Source organism: Streptomyces sp. NPDC006283, from assembly GCF_040613325.1.
Lineage (GTDB): Bacteria > Actinomycetota > Actinomycetes > Streptomycetales > Streptomycetaceae > Streptomyces.
In genome coordinates this window covers 1-13,855 of the sequence record NZ_JBEXRZ010000197.1, presented here as the reverse complement: position 1 = coordinate 13,855, position 13,855 = coordinate 1, and the positions used below count along the sequence as shown (strand labels likewise).

At 72.5% G+C, this 13,855-nt stretch carries 16 protein-coding genes, 1 pseudogene and 1 riboswitch; of the genes and pseudogenes, 11 read left to right on the top strand and 6 right to left on the bottom strand.

Annotated features, from left to right (window positions below):
• The 3 genes from ABZ070_RS29115 to ABZ070_RS29105 form a co-directional block, all read right to left on the bottom strand.
• Positions 1-345, bottom strand: a 345-nt coding sequence (locus ABZ070_RS29115) for a cobalamin biosynthesis protein (RefSeq protein ID WP_356638321.1), incomplete at its 3' end; no start/stop codon positions are given.
• An 89-nt stretch (positions 346-434) separates the two neighbouring features.
• A riboswitch (cobalamin riboswitch) is annotated at positions 435-571 on the bottom strand.
• Between the two features lie 131 nt (positions 572-702).
• Positions 703-924 (bottom strand): hypothetical protein, encoded by a 222-nt coding sequence (locus ABZ070_RS29110; RefSeq protein ID WP_356638320.1) that lies wholly within the window; start codon positions 922-924, stop codon positions 703-705.
• A gap of 12 nt (positions 925-936) precedes the next feature.
• Positions 937-2,172 (bottom strand): inorganic phosphate transporter, encoded by a 1,236-nt coding sequence (locus tag ABZ070_RS29105; protein WP_356638319.1) that lies wholly within the window; start codon positions 2,170-2,172, stop codon positions 937-939.
• Between the two features lie 242 nt (positions 2,173-2,414).
• Here ABZ070_RS29105 and ABZ070_RS29100 point away from each other — a divergent pair, with 242 nt between their 5' ends.
• The 3 genes from ABZ070_RS29100 to ABZ070_RS29090 all read left to right on the top strand — a co-directional run bounded on the left by ABZ070_RS29100 (position 2,415) and on the right by ABZ070_RS29090 (position 6,087).
• The gene (locus tag ABZ070_RS29100) at positions 2,415-3,080 is read left to right on the top strand and encodes a class II aldolase/adducin family protein (RefSeq protein ID WP_356638318.1); all 666 of its coding nucleotides are present in this window, start codon (positions 2,415-2,417) and stop codon (positions 3,078-3,080) included.
• A gap of 381 nt (positions 3,081-3,461) precedes the next feature.
• Positions 3,462-4,589, top strand: coding sequence for an alpha/beta fold hydrolase (locus tag ABZ070_RS29095; protein WP_356638317.1), 1,128 nt, complete (start codon positions 3,462-3,464; stop codon positions 4,587-4,589).
• A 169-nt stretch (positions 4,590-4,758) separates the two neighbouring features.
• Complete coding sequence (locus ABZ070_RS29090; protein WP_356638316.1) at positions 4,759-6,087, top strand: hypothetical protein; 1,329 nt, start codon at positions 4,759-4,761, stop codon at positions 6,085-6,087.
• A gap of 42 nt (positions 6,088-6,129) precedes the next feature.
• On the opposite strand, the gene ABZ070_RS29085 is transcribed toward ABZ070_RS29090, so the two are convergent.
• Positions 6,130-6,537 (bottom strand): VOC family protein, encoded by a 408-nt coding sequence (locus ABZ070_RS29085; RefSeq protein WP_356638315.1) that lies wholly within the window; start codon positions 6,535-6,537, stop codon positions 6,130-6,132.
• Between the two features lie 98 nt (positions 6,538-6,635).
• Positions 6,636-6,920: pseudogene (locus tag ABZ070_RS29080) on the bottom strand (neutral zinc metallopeptidase); the annotation flags it as partial.
• A 347-nt stretch (positions 6,921-7,267) separates the two neighbouring features.
• On the opposite strand from ABZ070_RS29080, the gene ABZ070_RS29075 reads away from it, so the two are divergent.
• The 3 genes from ABZ070_RS29075 to ABZ070_RS29065 all read left to right on the top strand — a co-directional run bounded on the left by ABZ070_RS29075 (position 7,268) and on the right by ABZ070_RS29065 (position 10,420).
• Complete coding sequence (locus ABZ070_RS29075; RefSeq protein ID WP_356638314.1) at positions 7,268-8,866, top strand: ABC-F family ATP-binding cassette domain-containing protein; 1,599 nt, start codon at positions 7,268-7,270, stop codon at positions 8,864-8,866.
• Positions 8,867-9,243: 377 nt separating this feature from the next.
• On the top strand, positions 9,244-9,465 hold the full coding sequence (locus tag ABZ070_RS29070) for a helix-turn-helix domain-containing protein (RefSeq protein ID WP_005319113.1): 222 nt from the start codon (positions 9,244-9,246) through the stop codon (positions 9,463-9,465).
• A 163-nt stretch (positions 9,466-9,628) separates the two neighbouring features.
• A complete protein-coding gene (locus ABZ070_RS29065; RefSeq protein ID WP_356638313.1) occupies positions 9,629-10,420 on the top strand; it encodes an enoyl-CoA hydratase/isomerase family protein in 792 nt (263 codons plus the stop codon).
• Positions 10,421-10,587: 167 nt separating this feature from the next.
• On the opposite strand, the gene ABZ070_RS29060 is transcribed toward ABZ070_RS29065, so the two are convergent.
• Positions 10,588-11,262: a hypothetical protein gene (locus ABZ070_RS29060; RefSeq protein WP_356638312.1), complete on the bottom strand. Its 675-nt coding sequence runs from the start codon at positions 11,260-11,262 to the stop codon at positions 10,588-10,590.
• A 93-nt stretch (positions 11,263-11,355) separates the two neighbouring features.
• Between ABZ070_RS29060 and ABZ070_RS29055 the strand changes: the two genes are divergently transcribed.
• The 5 genes from ABZ070_RS29055 to amaP all read left to right on the top strand — a co-directional run bounded on the left by ABZ070_RS29055 (position 11,356) and on the right by amaP (position 13,792).
• Positions 11,356-11,853 carry an Asp23/Gls24 family envelope stress response protein gene (locus ABZ070_RS29055; protein ID WP_356638311.1) on the top strand — a complete coding sequence of 166 codons (498 nt, stop codon included), beginning with the start codon at positions 11,356-11,358 and terminating at the stop codon, positions 11,851-11,853.
• A gap of 74 nt (positions 11,854-11,927) precedes the next feature.
• Complete coding sequence (locus tag ABZ070_RS29050) at positions 11,928-12,119, top strand: hypothetical protein (protein ID WP_356638310.1); 192 nt, start codon at positions 11,928-11,930, stop codon at positions 12,117-12,119.
• Positions 12,120-12,125: 6 nt separating this feature from the next.
• Positions 12,126-12,518, top strand: coding sequence for a hypothetical protein (locus ABZ070_RS29045; protein ID WP_356638309.1), 393 nt, complete (start codon positions 12,126-12,128; stop codon positions 12,516-12,518).
• Positions 12,515-13,198, top strand: coding sequence for a DUF6286 domain-containing protein (locus ABZ070_RS29040; protein ID WP_356638308.1), 684 nt, complete (start codon positions 12,515-12,517; stop codon positions 13,196-13,198). Before ABZ070_RS29045 ends, ABZ070_RS29040 begins: the two co-directional genes overlap by 4 nt.
• Positions 13,199-13,204: 6 nt before the next feature.
• Positions 13,205-13,792, top strand: coding sequence for an alkaline shock response membrane anchor protein AmaP (gene amaP / locus ABZ070_RS29035; RefSeq protein ID WP_356638307.1), 588 nt, complete (start codon positions 13,205-13,207; stop codon positions 13,790-13,792).
• Positions 13,793-13,855: the final 63 nt, after the last annotated feature.

Sequence of the window (13,855 nt, the reverse complement as noted above, 5' to 3'; positions counted from 1 at the left end):
CTCGACGTCCCCGGCGGCCAGCGCATCGCCGATGGCCGAGGCCTCACGCCCCAGCGTCGTACCTCCGACGACGGCCCACGTGGCGGCGGCGGTCAGCGCGATCGACGCGACGGGGGAGCGGCGTACGGCGCGGCTCGCCAGCGCCGCCGCGGCGGCGGCGCCGCCCGCGCACACCGCGGTGTGCAGCGCGCCCCTGCCGCGGTGGTCACGCCACAGGACACGCTCGACAGCGGCGGCCGTCCGTCCGAACGCGGCGACCGGATGCCCACGGCGTGGATCGCCGAGGAGCAGGTCACCGACGAGGCCGGCGGCGGCGCCGTACACGAATACTCGGTCGGCACGCACGGGATCAGCGATCCCGGAAATGGTGTCCGACGGACAGGGCTGTACCGCAGCCGGGCATGAGACGAGTCCTCACTCAGGGTCCGCGCCCTGGTTCGACGTGACCGGCGGTGAGAGTTCCTGGCTCCCCGGGGGTCTGCTCCCGGGTGACAGTGGCGGGACCGCGCCGGATTCGCACCGGACTTCCTCTTCTGCCGCCGTAGATGGCCCCGGCAGTCCACCATGCGCGCGAACGCCCGTCAACTCGCCATTGACCTGCGGCGGGACAGTGTGCCGAGCCCCACACCGGTGTACACACGAAGGCCGGGCCGAAGGAACCCGCAGGTGTCCTCGACCCGGCCCTGTGGGGGTCCGGTGGCGTCAGGTGACGATCAGATAGATCCCGTAGGAAACGGCCGCCGCGCAGAGCGCGAAGCAGGCGTACGCGCCCGTGCGGGCCAGTGCGCCGGAGCCTCCGGCCTGCGAGGCCGCCTCCTGCTTGGTCAGGCCCACGACGCCCAGGGTGAACAGGCCCACCAGGGCGACGGTGGCGACGAGGCTCACGCCGAACACGGAGCCGAGAGCTGCCCAGTCGATCTTCATGCTGCTGCTTCCTTACACCGTGGCCGGACGGGCCGGCTCGGGCTCGGCCGGGGCCGGGATGGTGGCCTTGATGTCGCCGGCGGGCGGCGGGGTGACGGCCGCGATGGCGGTCGTGACGACGCCCGCCCGCTCGTCGGCGGCGTCGACGTCGGTGTCGTTGACGTTGGTGTGGTCGACGACCTGGCGGCGCGAGACGAGCCAGATCGCGGCGCACGAGGCGACGAGGAAGACGGCGACCGCCGCGACACCCCAGTCGCCCTGCTTGGTGACGAACTCCGAAGCCGCCGCGACGAGGCCCGCGGCCGGCAGGGTCAGACCCCACGCCACGAACATCCGGGTGGCGGTGGACCAGCGGACCACCCCGCCCTTGCGGCCGAGGCCGGCGCCCATGACCGCGCCGGAGCAGGAGTGGGTCGTCGACAGCGAGAAGCCGAGGTTCGACGAGGCGAGGATGACGCTGGCCGCGCTGGTCTGGGCGGCGAAGCCCTGCTGCGGCTGGAGGTCGGTGAGGCCCTTGCCCATGGTGCGGATGATGCGCCAGCCGCCGAGGTAGGTGCCGAGCGCGATCGCGACACCGGCGGAGACGATGACCCACAGCGGAGGGTTGGAACCGGGGGCGACCACATTGCCGGCCACGAGAGCCAGCGTGATGATGCCCATCGTCTTCTGGGCGTCGTTGGTGCCGTGCGCCAGGGAGACAAGACCGGCGGAGGCGATCTGTCCCGCGCGGTAGCCCTTCGCGGTGGCCTTCTCGTCGGTGTTCCGGCCGAGCCGGTACGTGAGCCGGGCGGCCAGCATGGCGGCGAGGCCCGCGACGAGCGGTGCGGCGATGGCCGGGATCAGGACCTTGGTGACGACGACGCCGCCGTTGACCCCGCCGAATCCGACCGAGGCGACCGTGGCGCCGATCAGACCGCCCATGAGGGCGTGCGAGGAACTGGAGGGCAGACCCACCAGCCAGGTGGCCAGATTCCAGAGGATGGCGCCGACGAGCGCCGCGAAGATGACTTCAGGTGAGATGCCTGATTCGTCGACCAGGCCGCTGGAGATCGTCTTGGCGACCTCCACCGACAGAAATGCACCGACGAGATTCAGAACGGCGGACATGGCCACCGCTGTCTTGGGCTTCAGTGCGCCGGTCGAGATGGTCGTCGCCATCGCGTTGGCGGTGTCGTGGAAACCGTTCGTGAAATCGAACACGAGCGCTGTCACGATCACAATCGCGAGCAGCAGGGTGATGTGTTCCATTTACCCAGGCAATCGTTTGACGTCATTGACACGGGGACCGTAGGCAACCTGGATGAACGGAAGGTGAACTGGGTCCGGCGACCCGGTGTCCCCAAGTGGAGCCAGGGGATTCCGCTTGTCTGTTTCAGCCCCGGGTGCCGCTCCCCGGAGCCACTCGAACACCCTCCGTGTCCCCGGTGGCGTCGTCGGGCCGTCGTCGGGCCGTCGTCGGACCGGCCGGCCTTCGGTGACAGGATCACGGCATGACTGATGAGGCGCGGCACGACGCGATCGAACGGGCATGGCGGGACCTCGTGGAGACGGCCCGCAGGACGGCCGCCGAGGGACTCGTGGTGGGCACCTCCGGAAACGTCTCCGTACGGGTCGGCGACCTCGTCCTCGTCACGCCCAGCGGAGTGCCTTACGACCGGCTCACCCCGCAGGACATCGTCGGTGTCGACCTCGACGGCACACAGGTCGTCGGCAGCCTCGCACCCACCAGCGAGCTGCCGCTGCACCTCGCCGTCCACCGCGAGACCGGGGCGCGCGCCGTCGTCCACACCCACGCGGTGCACGCCACGGCGGTCTCGACCCTGGTCCCCGAGCTTCCGCCGGTCCACTACATGACAGCCGCCCTCGGCGGCCCCGTCCGCGTCGCCGCCTACGCCCTGTACGGCACGGAGGAACTGGCCCGGAACATGCTCCACGCCCTGCGCGACCGCACGGCCTGCCTCCTGCAGAACCACGGAACGGTCACCTACGGCGACACCCTGCCGCAGGCCTACGACCGCACGGCGCAACTGGAGTGGATGTGCCGCCTCTGGCTGACGGCGTCCTCCGTCCCGGGCCGCACGCCGAGCCTGCTGTCCCCCACCCAACTGGCGGAGGCGTCGGCCCAGCTCCGAGGCTACGGCCAACAGCCCCGCTGACGCCTGCGGCGCGTGCTTCCTCCCGGCGGTCCCGCTTCCCCTGATCGGTCTCGTTCCTCCATGCCTGGCGGCGTGCGGCCCCGAAGTGCCCGGCAGCGGGGGGCCCGGGACCGGACCGTACTTCGCCCCGTGTCCGGCGGCGATGGAGGACGCCCGGGACCGGACCGCGCTCCGTCCCAGCACCTGACGACATGGAGGACCCGAGGACCCGGTACCGCGCTCCGCGGTGCCCCGGCCCGGCCGGCGCTCGCGGCTCGACGCGCGGGGCGGCGTCGGGACGCCGTCAAGGGGCGGGCCAGGCGGCTGCCCCCGGGGCCGGCGGTGCCACACGCGCGGCCCCGCCCACTGGCCCCGGCCCGCACGCCCGCCCACACTGGACAGGTGCGCCCGGCTACAGCGACGGCAGCGGCCGTCACCACCCTGATCGGCGTCGGCGCGGCCGCGGTCGTGGCCGGCCGCTACGCGAGCCACGTCGCGCTGAGAGCGCAGGCCCGCCGCCCCCTGCCGGGCGACCCCCGGCTCACCGTGCACGAGACCGGGCCCGGCAGGGTCGTCCTGACCCGCAGCCTGGCATCGCTGCGCCCGGGGACCTACGGGCTCGAGGGGCCGGGCGTCCACGCGGTCGTGGGTCCGGTGCTCGACGGGGTGCCGCACGGTCCGGACACGGTCGTGCGCCGTCTCGTGCACATCACGGAGGGCGGCCTGAAGCCCGGCACCCGGGTCAGGCTCACCCCGCAGGTGCACCTCGGCGACCCCGGCGCGGCCCTCGGCCTCGCGCACTCCGAGATCCTCGTCCCCGGCGAACTCGGCGCGCTGCCTGCCTGGTTCGTGCCCGGCGCACGCGCCAGCTGGATCATCGCCGTGCACGGCCTGGGCACCACCCGGGAACACACCCTGAACCTGATGGAGTTCCTGCACGCCCAGCAGTTCCCGATCCTGTCTCTCGCCTACCGGGGGGACCCGGGCGCTCCCCGCCCCCCGGACGGCCTCGGTCACCTCGGCGACTCCGAGTGGCGCGACCTCGACGCTGCCGTGCGTCACGCGGTACGCAACGGCGCGGAGCGCGTCATCGTCCACGGCTGGTCCGTCGGCGCCTCCATGGCGCTGCACGCCGCCGCCAACTCCGGTCTGCGCGACCGGATCAGCGGCGTCGTCCTGGACTCGCCGGTGCTCGACTGGGAGACGACCGTGCGCGCCCTGGCCACCGCCCGCCGGACCCCGGCCCCTCTGCTGCCCTTGGCCGTCCGGGCTGCCCAGGGCCGCACGGGGCCGCACGGCGACCGGCTCGCCGAAGCCGTCGACCCGCTCTCGCTCGACGTGCCGGCCCTGATCTTCCACGGCCCCCACGACACCCTCGCGCCCTGGCACCGCTCACGCCAACTGGCCGCCCAGAGGCCCGAACTGGTCACGCTCCACACGGTCCCGAACGCCCCGCACGCCGCCATGTGGAACGCGGACCCGACGGCGTACGAGGAAGTCCTCCGCCGCTTCCTGACCCCCTTGATGTAACCCGGGCCGCAGGGCCGTCGGGCGCGGGCCACAGGGTTCCGTTTGGGCTTTCGGGCCGTCAACGGGAAGACTGCACCCTGTGACGTCCCGAAAGCCTGATGAGCAATTGGCGCGCAACTCCAGACTCCGTCTTGTCCGCCCGCGATCCCTGGCGACGGCACGACGGGCCGTGACGACCCGGCGCACGCGCCCGGCACCCCGGCCGCCGGAGGGCACGCCGGCCCCGGCCGAACTCGCCCGCCAGGCGAGGGCGGTCCTCGCCGATGCCGTGCGGATCGCCCGCTGGGCAGCTGCCGACCGGAATCCCAGCACCACGCCGCTCGCCGAGAGCGCCCGTAAGAGGGCCGCCGACGCCCTGTACCTGACCGAGGATCAGGTGCGGGCCGGCTGGGACCGCGCTCGCCTCGCCGGTCTGGTCGAGCTGCACGGCGACACGGCCCGCCCAGGCTGGCGTCTGCGGGCCTGGGACCGCGACGACATGGCCGTGCTGCGCGGCTGGGTCGCCCTGTTCGACGCCTGGTCGCTGATCCACCCCGCCCCCGGCGATGTCGCGCCCACGGCTGTCGCCGAGGTCGTCGAGGCCGTGCCCCAGGTGCTCTCCCTCCTTCAGCTCTCGGCGGGCCCCGTGCTCGTGCCCGCCCTGCTGGACCTGCTGCAGCAGCGCGTCACCGAACTGCGCGAGGAACGCTGCGAGGTTCCCTACGACCCACGGTCCGACGCGCAAACAGATCTCCCCGACGCCCCGCAGGCGGAGGCCGGAGGCGCCGAGGTGTCCGTTGCCGCGCTTCTCGACTGGGCTCTCGAGGGGCTCTCCGCCGTCGGGGCCCTGACCCTCGCACGAGGCCAGGCCACGCTCACCCCGCTGGGCAACTGGGCGGTGTGGGTGAAGCTGGAGCAGATCTGCGTCGCGGCCCAGAGTCCCGCCGGCAACATCGAGCAGTCCGCCGAGGACATGCTGCGCGGCTGCGCCCGCCTCACCCCCGGCCCCGCCCGCGCCGAGTACCGCGCCTGGCTCGCGGCACGCACCGTCTCCAGCGCCGTCGGCGAACTGCTCGCCGTCGCCCGTGGCGAGGACGCCCTGCTCCGCGGCCTCGCCTTCGAGGCGCTGCGCGTGGTCGGCGCCCCCGCGGAGGCGGAGGTTCGCGCGGCGGCAGGGGAACCGTCCCTGCGCCCGTACGCCTTGCTGTGGCTCGCCGAGTACGAGGGCGCCGACCCGGAGGACGCGGCCGATGTCCTCACCCGCGAGGAAGCGACCTGGCTGTGGGTGGACACCGCGGCGGCCGTCGCCGACCACGGGGAGCCCCAGCTGCTCCTGCGCCACCTCGACTCCGCGGTGCAGGGCACTGTCCCCGCGCTGCTCGAGGCGGTCAGGGCCGGCGGCCACCCCCGCACGGTCCAGGTGCTGGTCGCGCTCGCGGCCGCGCATCCGGACCCGGCCCTGGCCAAGGCCGTGCGCAGGGCCGCCTTCCAGGTGCACACCGGAACCGGCGGGGTCTGACTCCGACGACGGCCGCACGGATGCGGCGGGGGCCACGAAGAGCTACGAGGACTCCGTCGCCCCCGGCGCGTACGTGCCGAAGCTCCAGATGTTGCCCTCGAGGTCGCGGGCCATGTAGTCGCGGGAGCCGTAGTCCTGGTCGGTGGGCGGCGTGACGATCTCCACGCCGTGCTCCGCCGCTCGGGCGTGGTGCGCGTCGACGTCGTCGACGTGGACGAACACACCCGCCGGTCCGGCGTCCTTCATCAGCGTGTCGAACTCGCTCCCCGTGCCCTTGCTCCCCAGCATCACCATGCCGGTGCCGTGGGTCAGTTCGGCATGGGCGATTCCGCCGTCCTCGTTCTCGTACACCGCGTGTTCGACGAAGCCGAAGGCCTCGGTGAGCTGTCTGATCGCGGCCTTGGCGTCCGCGTACACCAGCGTCGGACAGATGCTCGGCGACTGAGCCATCCCGATCACTCCTCACTTGCTCGACGACAGGATGTGATCTGTGTCTCAGTCTGGCACCCGCCACTGACAACGGCCCTCAGCGCCACCGGCAACGGCCGTCAGCGGAACGTGTCGCAGCGGCCCGGGTCACCGGTGCGGTAGCCGATGGCGAACCACTGCTGCCGCTGGGCCGCCGAGCCGTGTGTCCAGGACTCCGGGGTGACCCGGCCCTGGAGCCGCTCCTGGATCCGGTCGTCGCCGACCGCCGCGGCCGCGTTCATGCCGTCCTCGATGTCGGCCTCGGTCAGCGACGTCATCAGCGGCTCGCCGGTCTTGCCGTCCGGCGTCGTCGTCGCGTGGTGCGCCCACACCCCCGCGTAGCAGTCGGCCTGGAGTTCCACGCGAGGCCGGCGAGGCCGCCGCCGATCGTGGCCCGGCCGCCGGGGATCCTGCTGCCCCGTGCGTCCTGGACCTCCGAGGTGTCCAGGCCGGCGTCGTCGTCGAACTGCATGGGCCACCTCACCGCCTTCCCCGCTTCCACGCCGAGTATCGAGCGGATCCGGGCAAGGCGCCCCTTCTGTCGGCTCCCGCGTCCGCGGTGCGCTGCGGCGTTCCCCGGCTCTCCGGGGCGGAAAACCACTTGCACCGTCCCGTTAGACTGGGCCGTATGGCAATTCTCCTTGTGCATTAGGCGGCGTAGAAGCGTCTATCGCCCGTCCCTTCCGCCGTCCTACCGCCCTGGAGTTTTTCCTTGATCACCGCATCCGGTATCGAGCTGCGCGCCGGAGCGCGCGTCCTCATCGAGTCCGCTTCCTTCCGTATCGCCAAGGGCGACCGCATCGGCCTCGTCGGCCGTAACGGAGCGGGCAAGACCACGCTCACCAAGTGCCTCGCGGGTGAAGGCATCCCCGCAGGCGGCACCATCACCCGCTCCGGCGAGGTCGGCTACCTCCCGCAGGACCCGCGCACCGGCGACCTCGACGTGCTCGCCCGTGACCGCATCCTCTCGGCCCGCGGCCTGGACACCCTCATCCGCAAGATGCGGCTGAACGAGGAGCGCATCGCCACCGGCCAGGGCGCCACCCGCGAGAAGGCGCTGCGCCAGTACGAGCGCCAGGAGACCGAGTTCCTGACCAAGGGCGGGTACGCCGCGGAGGCGGAGGCCGCCACCATCGCCGCCGCGCTCGGCCTGCCCGACCGTGTGCTCGGCCAGCCGCTCCATACACTCTCCGGCGGTCAGCGCCGCCGCGTCGAACTCGCGCGCATCCTCTTCTCGGACGCCGACACCCTCCTGCTCGACGAGCCCACCAACCACCTCGACGCCGACTCGATCGTCTGGCTGCGCGACTACCTGAAGACCTACCGCGGCGGCTTCATCGTGATCTCCCACGACGTCGACCTCGTGGAGACCGTCGTCAACAAGGTCTTCTACCTCGACGCCAACCGCTCGCAGATCGACGTCTACAACATGGGCTGGAAGCTCTACCAGCAGCAGCGCGAGGCCGACGAGAAGCGCCGCAAGCGTGAGCGGCAGAACGCGGAGAAGAAGGCCGCCGCCCTCAACTCGCAGGCCGACAAGATGCGCGCCAAGGCCACCAAGACCGTCGCCGCGCAGAACATGGCGCGCCGCGCCGAGCGGCTGCTGGCGGGTCTCGAGGACGTCAGGGTCGCCGACAAGGTGGCCAAGCTCCGCTTCCCCGAACCCGCGCCCTGCGGCAAGACGCCGCTCAGTGCGGAGGGCCTGTCCAAGTCCTACGGATCCCTCGAGATCTTCACCGACGTGGACCTCGCCATCGACAAGGGCTCGCGCGTCGTCATCCTCGGCCTCAACGGTGCGGGCAAGACCACCCTGCTGCGGCTCCTCGCGAGCGTCGAGAAGCCGGACACCGGCCAGGTCACCCCGGGCCACGGCCTCAAGCTCGGCTACTACGCCCAGGAGCACGAGACCCTCGACCCCGACCGCACGGTGCTCGAGAACATGCGCTCCTCCGCGCCCGACCTCGACCTCGTCGAGGTCCGCAAGACGCTGGGCTCGTTCCTCTTCTCCGGCGACGACGTCGACAAGCCGGCCGGTGTCCTCTCCGGTGGCGAGAAGACCCGGCTCGCACTGGCCACCCTGGTCGTCTCGTCCGCCAACGTCCTGCTGCTCGACGAGCCCACCAACAACCTGGACCCGGCCAGCCGCGAGGAGATCCTCGGTGCGCTGCGCACCTACAAGGGTGCGGTGATCCTCGTCACGCACGACGAGGGCGCGGTCGAGGCGCTCGAGCCGGAGCGGATCATCCTGCTGCCGGACGGTGTCGAGGACCTGTGGGGCGCGGACTACGCGGACCTCGTGACGCTGGCCTGACGGCCTCCCCACGGCACGGAATGCGGGGTCCGGCGCCCATACCGGACCCCGTTGATCCACTTGCTATGGATCATTCGGCCTACGGGTGATCCATCATCTGTGTGAGTGCGTCTCGTATCGCGGCGTGGCGACTGGTGGACCGCCGCCGTCCGTTTCTCCGTCGTGGCGCTTTCCCTGTTCCTGCCCTGACCTGGTAGGACGCCCCCGAGCCCGGCCAGACGGTCCGCCAGAGCCGACCGGAATGCATCATTCCGGTCGTGGCGGCCGTATACCGCACGGCAAAGCGTTCCGTACTGACCTTGTCGAATGGGTGGCCAGGACGCCCGGTAGGGGTGATCATGAGAAGTCCAGAGCGCACTTCCCATGAGGAGGCACGGGTGGCCGAGACTCTGAAGAAGGGCAGCCGGGTTACCGGCGCCGCGCGCGACAAGCTCGCGGCAGACCTGAAGAAGAAGTACGACTCCGGTGCAAGCATCCGGGCGCTGGCCGAAGAGACCGGCCGCTCCTACGGATTCGTCCACCGGATGCTCAGTGAGTCCGGAGTCGTTCTGCGAGGACGTGGCGGAGCGACGCGGGGCAAGAAGGCCGCTTCGGCCTGACAGTTCCACCGGAAGAGGCTCCTCGTCCGGTTCATCGGTTCCGTTGTCGGTGTCACGGTGGCCCCCTGGCCGGTCCCACGGTCGGCCGGGCGGTTACTGTGCAGTAGCTTACCTTCCTCAAGTCCGAAGAGTAGGCCCGACTGCACCGAACCGGAGGCGTCTCATGACTTCGCTCGATCCTGTACTCGACAAGGACGGCGTACGGCTCACCGTCGATGATGCGGTTGCCACGGTGACCCTGACGAACCCGGCCAAGCGCAACGCCCAGAACTTCGCGCTGTGGCGGGCGTTGGCGCAGGCCGGTCGTTCGTTGCCGGGCAGCGTGCGGGTCGTTGTGCTGCGCGGTGAGGGCAAGTCCTTCTCCGCGGGACTCGACCGGCAGGCGTTCACGCCGGAGGGTTTCGAAGGCGAGCCGTCCTTCATGGACCTGGCACGCGGCTCCGACGCGGAAGTCGACGCGTCGATCGCCGAGTTCCAGGAGGCGTTCACCTGGTGGCGCCGCAATGACATCGTGTCCGTCGCGGCCGTCCAAGGCCATGCGATCGGCGCCGGATTCCAGCTCGCCCTCGCCTGCGACCTGCGGGTCGTCGCCGAGGACGTGCAGTTCGCCATGCGCGAGACCAGCCTCGGGCTCGTCCCCGACCTCACCGGCACGCACCCCTTGGTGTCGCTCGTCGGTTACGCCCGCGCCCTCGAGATCTGTGCGACCGGCCGCTTCGTCCATGCGGAGGAGGCCGAGCGCACGGGCCTGGCCAACCTCGTCGTCCCCGCGGAGGAACTCGACGGTGCCGTGCGCGACCTGGCCGCGGCGCTGCTCGCCGCACCCCGGGACGCGGTGATCGAGACGAAGGCGCTGCTGCGGGATGCGGCGGGCCGCTCCTACGACGAGCAGCGCGCGGCCGAGCGGGCGGCGCAGGGCCGACGCCTGCGCGACCTGGCCGGCCTCGCGGACTGACGGGGCGCTGCCCCGGGCCCTGCGCCCCGGACTCCCGCTACGGCCCGGTGCCGTGGGAGGCGACCCCGGCGGGACTCGACCCCGTCTCGCCGGGGTCCGGGGCGCGCAGTACGGGTTCCGTCATGCTCGACCCCGTTCGCCGGGGGCGAGGGCGCGGTACCGGTCCGTCATGAGACCGCGGTGACCACGACCGTCACCGCGCGGTCGTCGGACAAAGCCGCCGCCACCGTGCTTCGGGCCGCCCTCGCCACCTCCAGCGCCACATGCCCCGGCGCCGTCGCCAGTTCGACGCGGACATGGTCCGGGCCGTAGTGCACGGCGGTGCCCAGCGTCGCCGTCAGGTGGGCGACGCCCGGCGTCGCCGCCGCGGCGGTCCCGGCCGGGTCCGACGGGTGCACCGCCGCGGGGGCATCCGGCACCGGCCGCTCCTCGGGCGCGGAGTCCAGCAGCTCGCGCACCCGTAGATCCACCGTCGTGACCGCGAGGCCCAGGACGTCCGACGCCGTCTCGAACAAGGCCGCGCGCAGGGCGGCAGTCAGCGCCGGCAGGGGCTCCTCGAGGTCCCAGACCGACACGTCCGCCTCGACGCGCAGCGGCCCCGGCCACAAAGCGGTCGGGGGTGCAGGCACCGTCGGCTCCTCGGCGGCGTCCGGGGCCACGAGGGAGAGCCGGATCGTCCCCAGCGCGGCTTTCGGCACGGCTGTGGCGCCCGCATCGCGCAGCACCGTCGCGGCCGCCCGTTCGGACAGCCAGGCGCCGTCCGCCGGGCCGCCGAGCGGAAGCAGTCTGCCGAGGCCGATCGCCCGCCGCACCTGCCGTCGCGCCGCATCGGAAGTGGTCATTGCTCCAGCCTGCCGCATCCCCGGGGCGGATGCGGGCAAACGCCCTTAGTGTGGGCAATTGGAGGTCACGACCGCTCGGAAAGGACCACGGCGATGAGCGAGACACCTGGCCGCAACCTGAGCCCGACATCCGGAAGCGAGTCCGGCTCCAGCGACGCGACGCGTAAGGCCACTGGCGGCAAGCGTCTCCCGGAGCCCGCAGCCCGGGGCCGCACCACCATCGCCGACGGTGTCGTGGAGAAGATCGCCGGGCTGGCCGCCCGGGACGTTCTGGGCGTACACGCGATGGGCGGTGGGCTGGCGCGCACCTTCGGCGCCGTACGCGACCGGGTGGGAGGGGCCGGCGGCGGCAGGTCCAGTGCCACCCGCGGGGTGAAGGCCGAGGTCGGCGAGGTGCAGACGGCGCTCGACCTGGAGATTGTCGTCGACTACGGAGTCTCCATCGCCGATGTCGCCCGCGCGGTCCGCGAGAACGTCGTCTCCGCCGTGGAGCGCATGACCGGCCTCGAGGTCGTCGAGGTGAACATCGCCGTCAGCGACGTGAAGCTGCCGGACGAGGAAGAAGAGGAGCCGGAGCCGCGACTCCAGTAGCAGCCGGTGGCGCCTTGGCCGCCGAGCCTGGAGAAACCGAAGAGGCCGCTGGAAAGCAGTAGAAGGAGCTCGACATGAGCATGGCCGTGGTCGGACTGATCGCCGGCATGGCGCTCGGCTTCGCCGGGTACTTCGGTGGGTTCGGGGCGTTTTTGGTGGTGGCGGCGTTGGGAGCGGTCGGCTTCGTGGTCGGCCGGTTCCTCGAGGGCGACCTCGAGGTCGGCGACTTCTTCCGGAGCCGCGAGCGTGGCGACGGGCGGCGGTGACGCGTCGTGGTCCCGGACGCTGCGGGGGCGAGCGGTGCGCCGGGCAGCGGCGCGCCCGGGGGTCGGGTGGCGCCGGCCGACCGGGGGGCGACGAGCATCGCCGACCGCGTCGTCGCGAAGATCGCCGCGCGGGCGGCACGTGAAGCGCTCCCCGGCGTACCGGAAGGCGGTGCACCGCCGCATGCCATGGTCGTCGTCCATCACGACACGGCCCGGGTGCGGGTGAGCCTGGAGCTGGACTACCCGTCGGACATCGGCGCCCAGTGCGGTGCTGTGCGTCGCCAAGTCGTCGAACGGGTAAGGACGTTGGCGGGGATGGACGTCCCCGAGGTGGCGGTGCAGGTCGAGCGGCTGCACTCCGTCCACTCGCGGCGCGCGGCGCAGGGGAGGATTCGATGACCGAACCGACCGAGCCGGAACAACCCACTGCACGCGAGCAGTCCGCGCGTCCCGCCCGACCCGTTCTCGAACTGGACCAGTCCGCGTCGGCCTCCGCGTACGACCCGGCGTCGGTGCCCGCGGACGGTCACGGCGGCAAGGCCGGCCGCTTCTGGTCCGTGCGCCGCGTGCCCGCCGGGCTGCTCGCCCTGGTCGTCGTCGGTGGAGCGGGGCTGCTGCTGTACGACATCGCCGCCGTACGGGCGGACCGGCCGGCCATGCAGTGGCGGCGCGTCACCGCCGACCGGCTCGCCGAATGGCGGCTGGACGAGGTCGCGGTGCTGGCCGCCGCCGGGCTCGCGGTGCTCGTCGGCATCTGGCTGATCGTCCTCGCGGTGACTCCCGGCCTCCGGGCGCTGCTGCCCATGCGGCGTGACCAGGCGCATGTCCGGGCCGGCCTCCACCGCGAGGCTGCGGCGCTGGTGCTGCGCGACCGGGCGATGGAGGTCTCGGGAGTACAGAGCGTCCGAGTACGGATGCGGCGCTCGAAGGCGTCGGTGCGGGCGCGGGCGCACTTCCGCGAACTCGACGCCGTGCGCGCCGACCTGGACGAGGCACTCGGCGCCGGCCTGAAGGAACTCGGCCTCGCCAGGCCGCCGGCCCTGTCCGTGCACGTCGGCCGGCCACCGAAGAAGGGGTGAGGACCGGTGCAGGGGACGCTTCGAGCCGTCAACCGGGTGGCCCTCGGCCTCGTCGGGCTGGTCCTGGTGTGCGCCGGGGGCGCGGTGCTCGCGGCGGGCGCCGGTCTCTCCGTACCGTCATGGTGGCCCTTCGACGGGCGCAGCGACGTCCTGCTCAGCGACGCGGACCGGGCCCGGTGGCAGGACGAGGGGTGGTGGTGGCCGGTTGTCATCGCGGTCCTCGCGCTGCTGCTGGTGCTCGGCCTGTGGTGGCTCCTCGCCCAACTTCGCCGTGCACGGCTCTCGGAGGTGCTCGTGGAGAGCGGCGACGGCGAAGGCGCGTTGCTGAGGGGGCGGGCGCTGGAGGGCGTGCTGACGGAGGAGGCGTCGTCGCTGGACGGGGTCTCGCGCGCGTCCGTCGCCCTGACCGGCCGCCGGACCACGCCGCGGGTCCGGATGGCACTGCACCTGGAACCGGACGCGGCGCCGGGCGAAGCGCTGACGCGGCTCACGGACGAGGCGATCGCGCATGCGAGGGATTCGGCGGGCCTGGAGGCGCTGCCCGCGGAGGTGAGGCTGGACACGGGCCGGCGCCGGGCGCGCCGTGTGTCCTGATACCCGTCCCCGCCCCTGGCAAGGAGGTCGCCGTTGCCGTCCTCATCGAGGACTCGGGGGCGG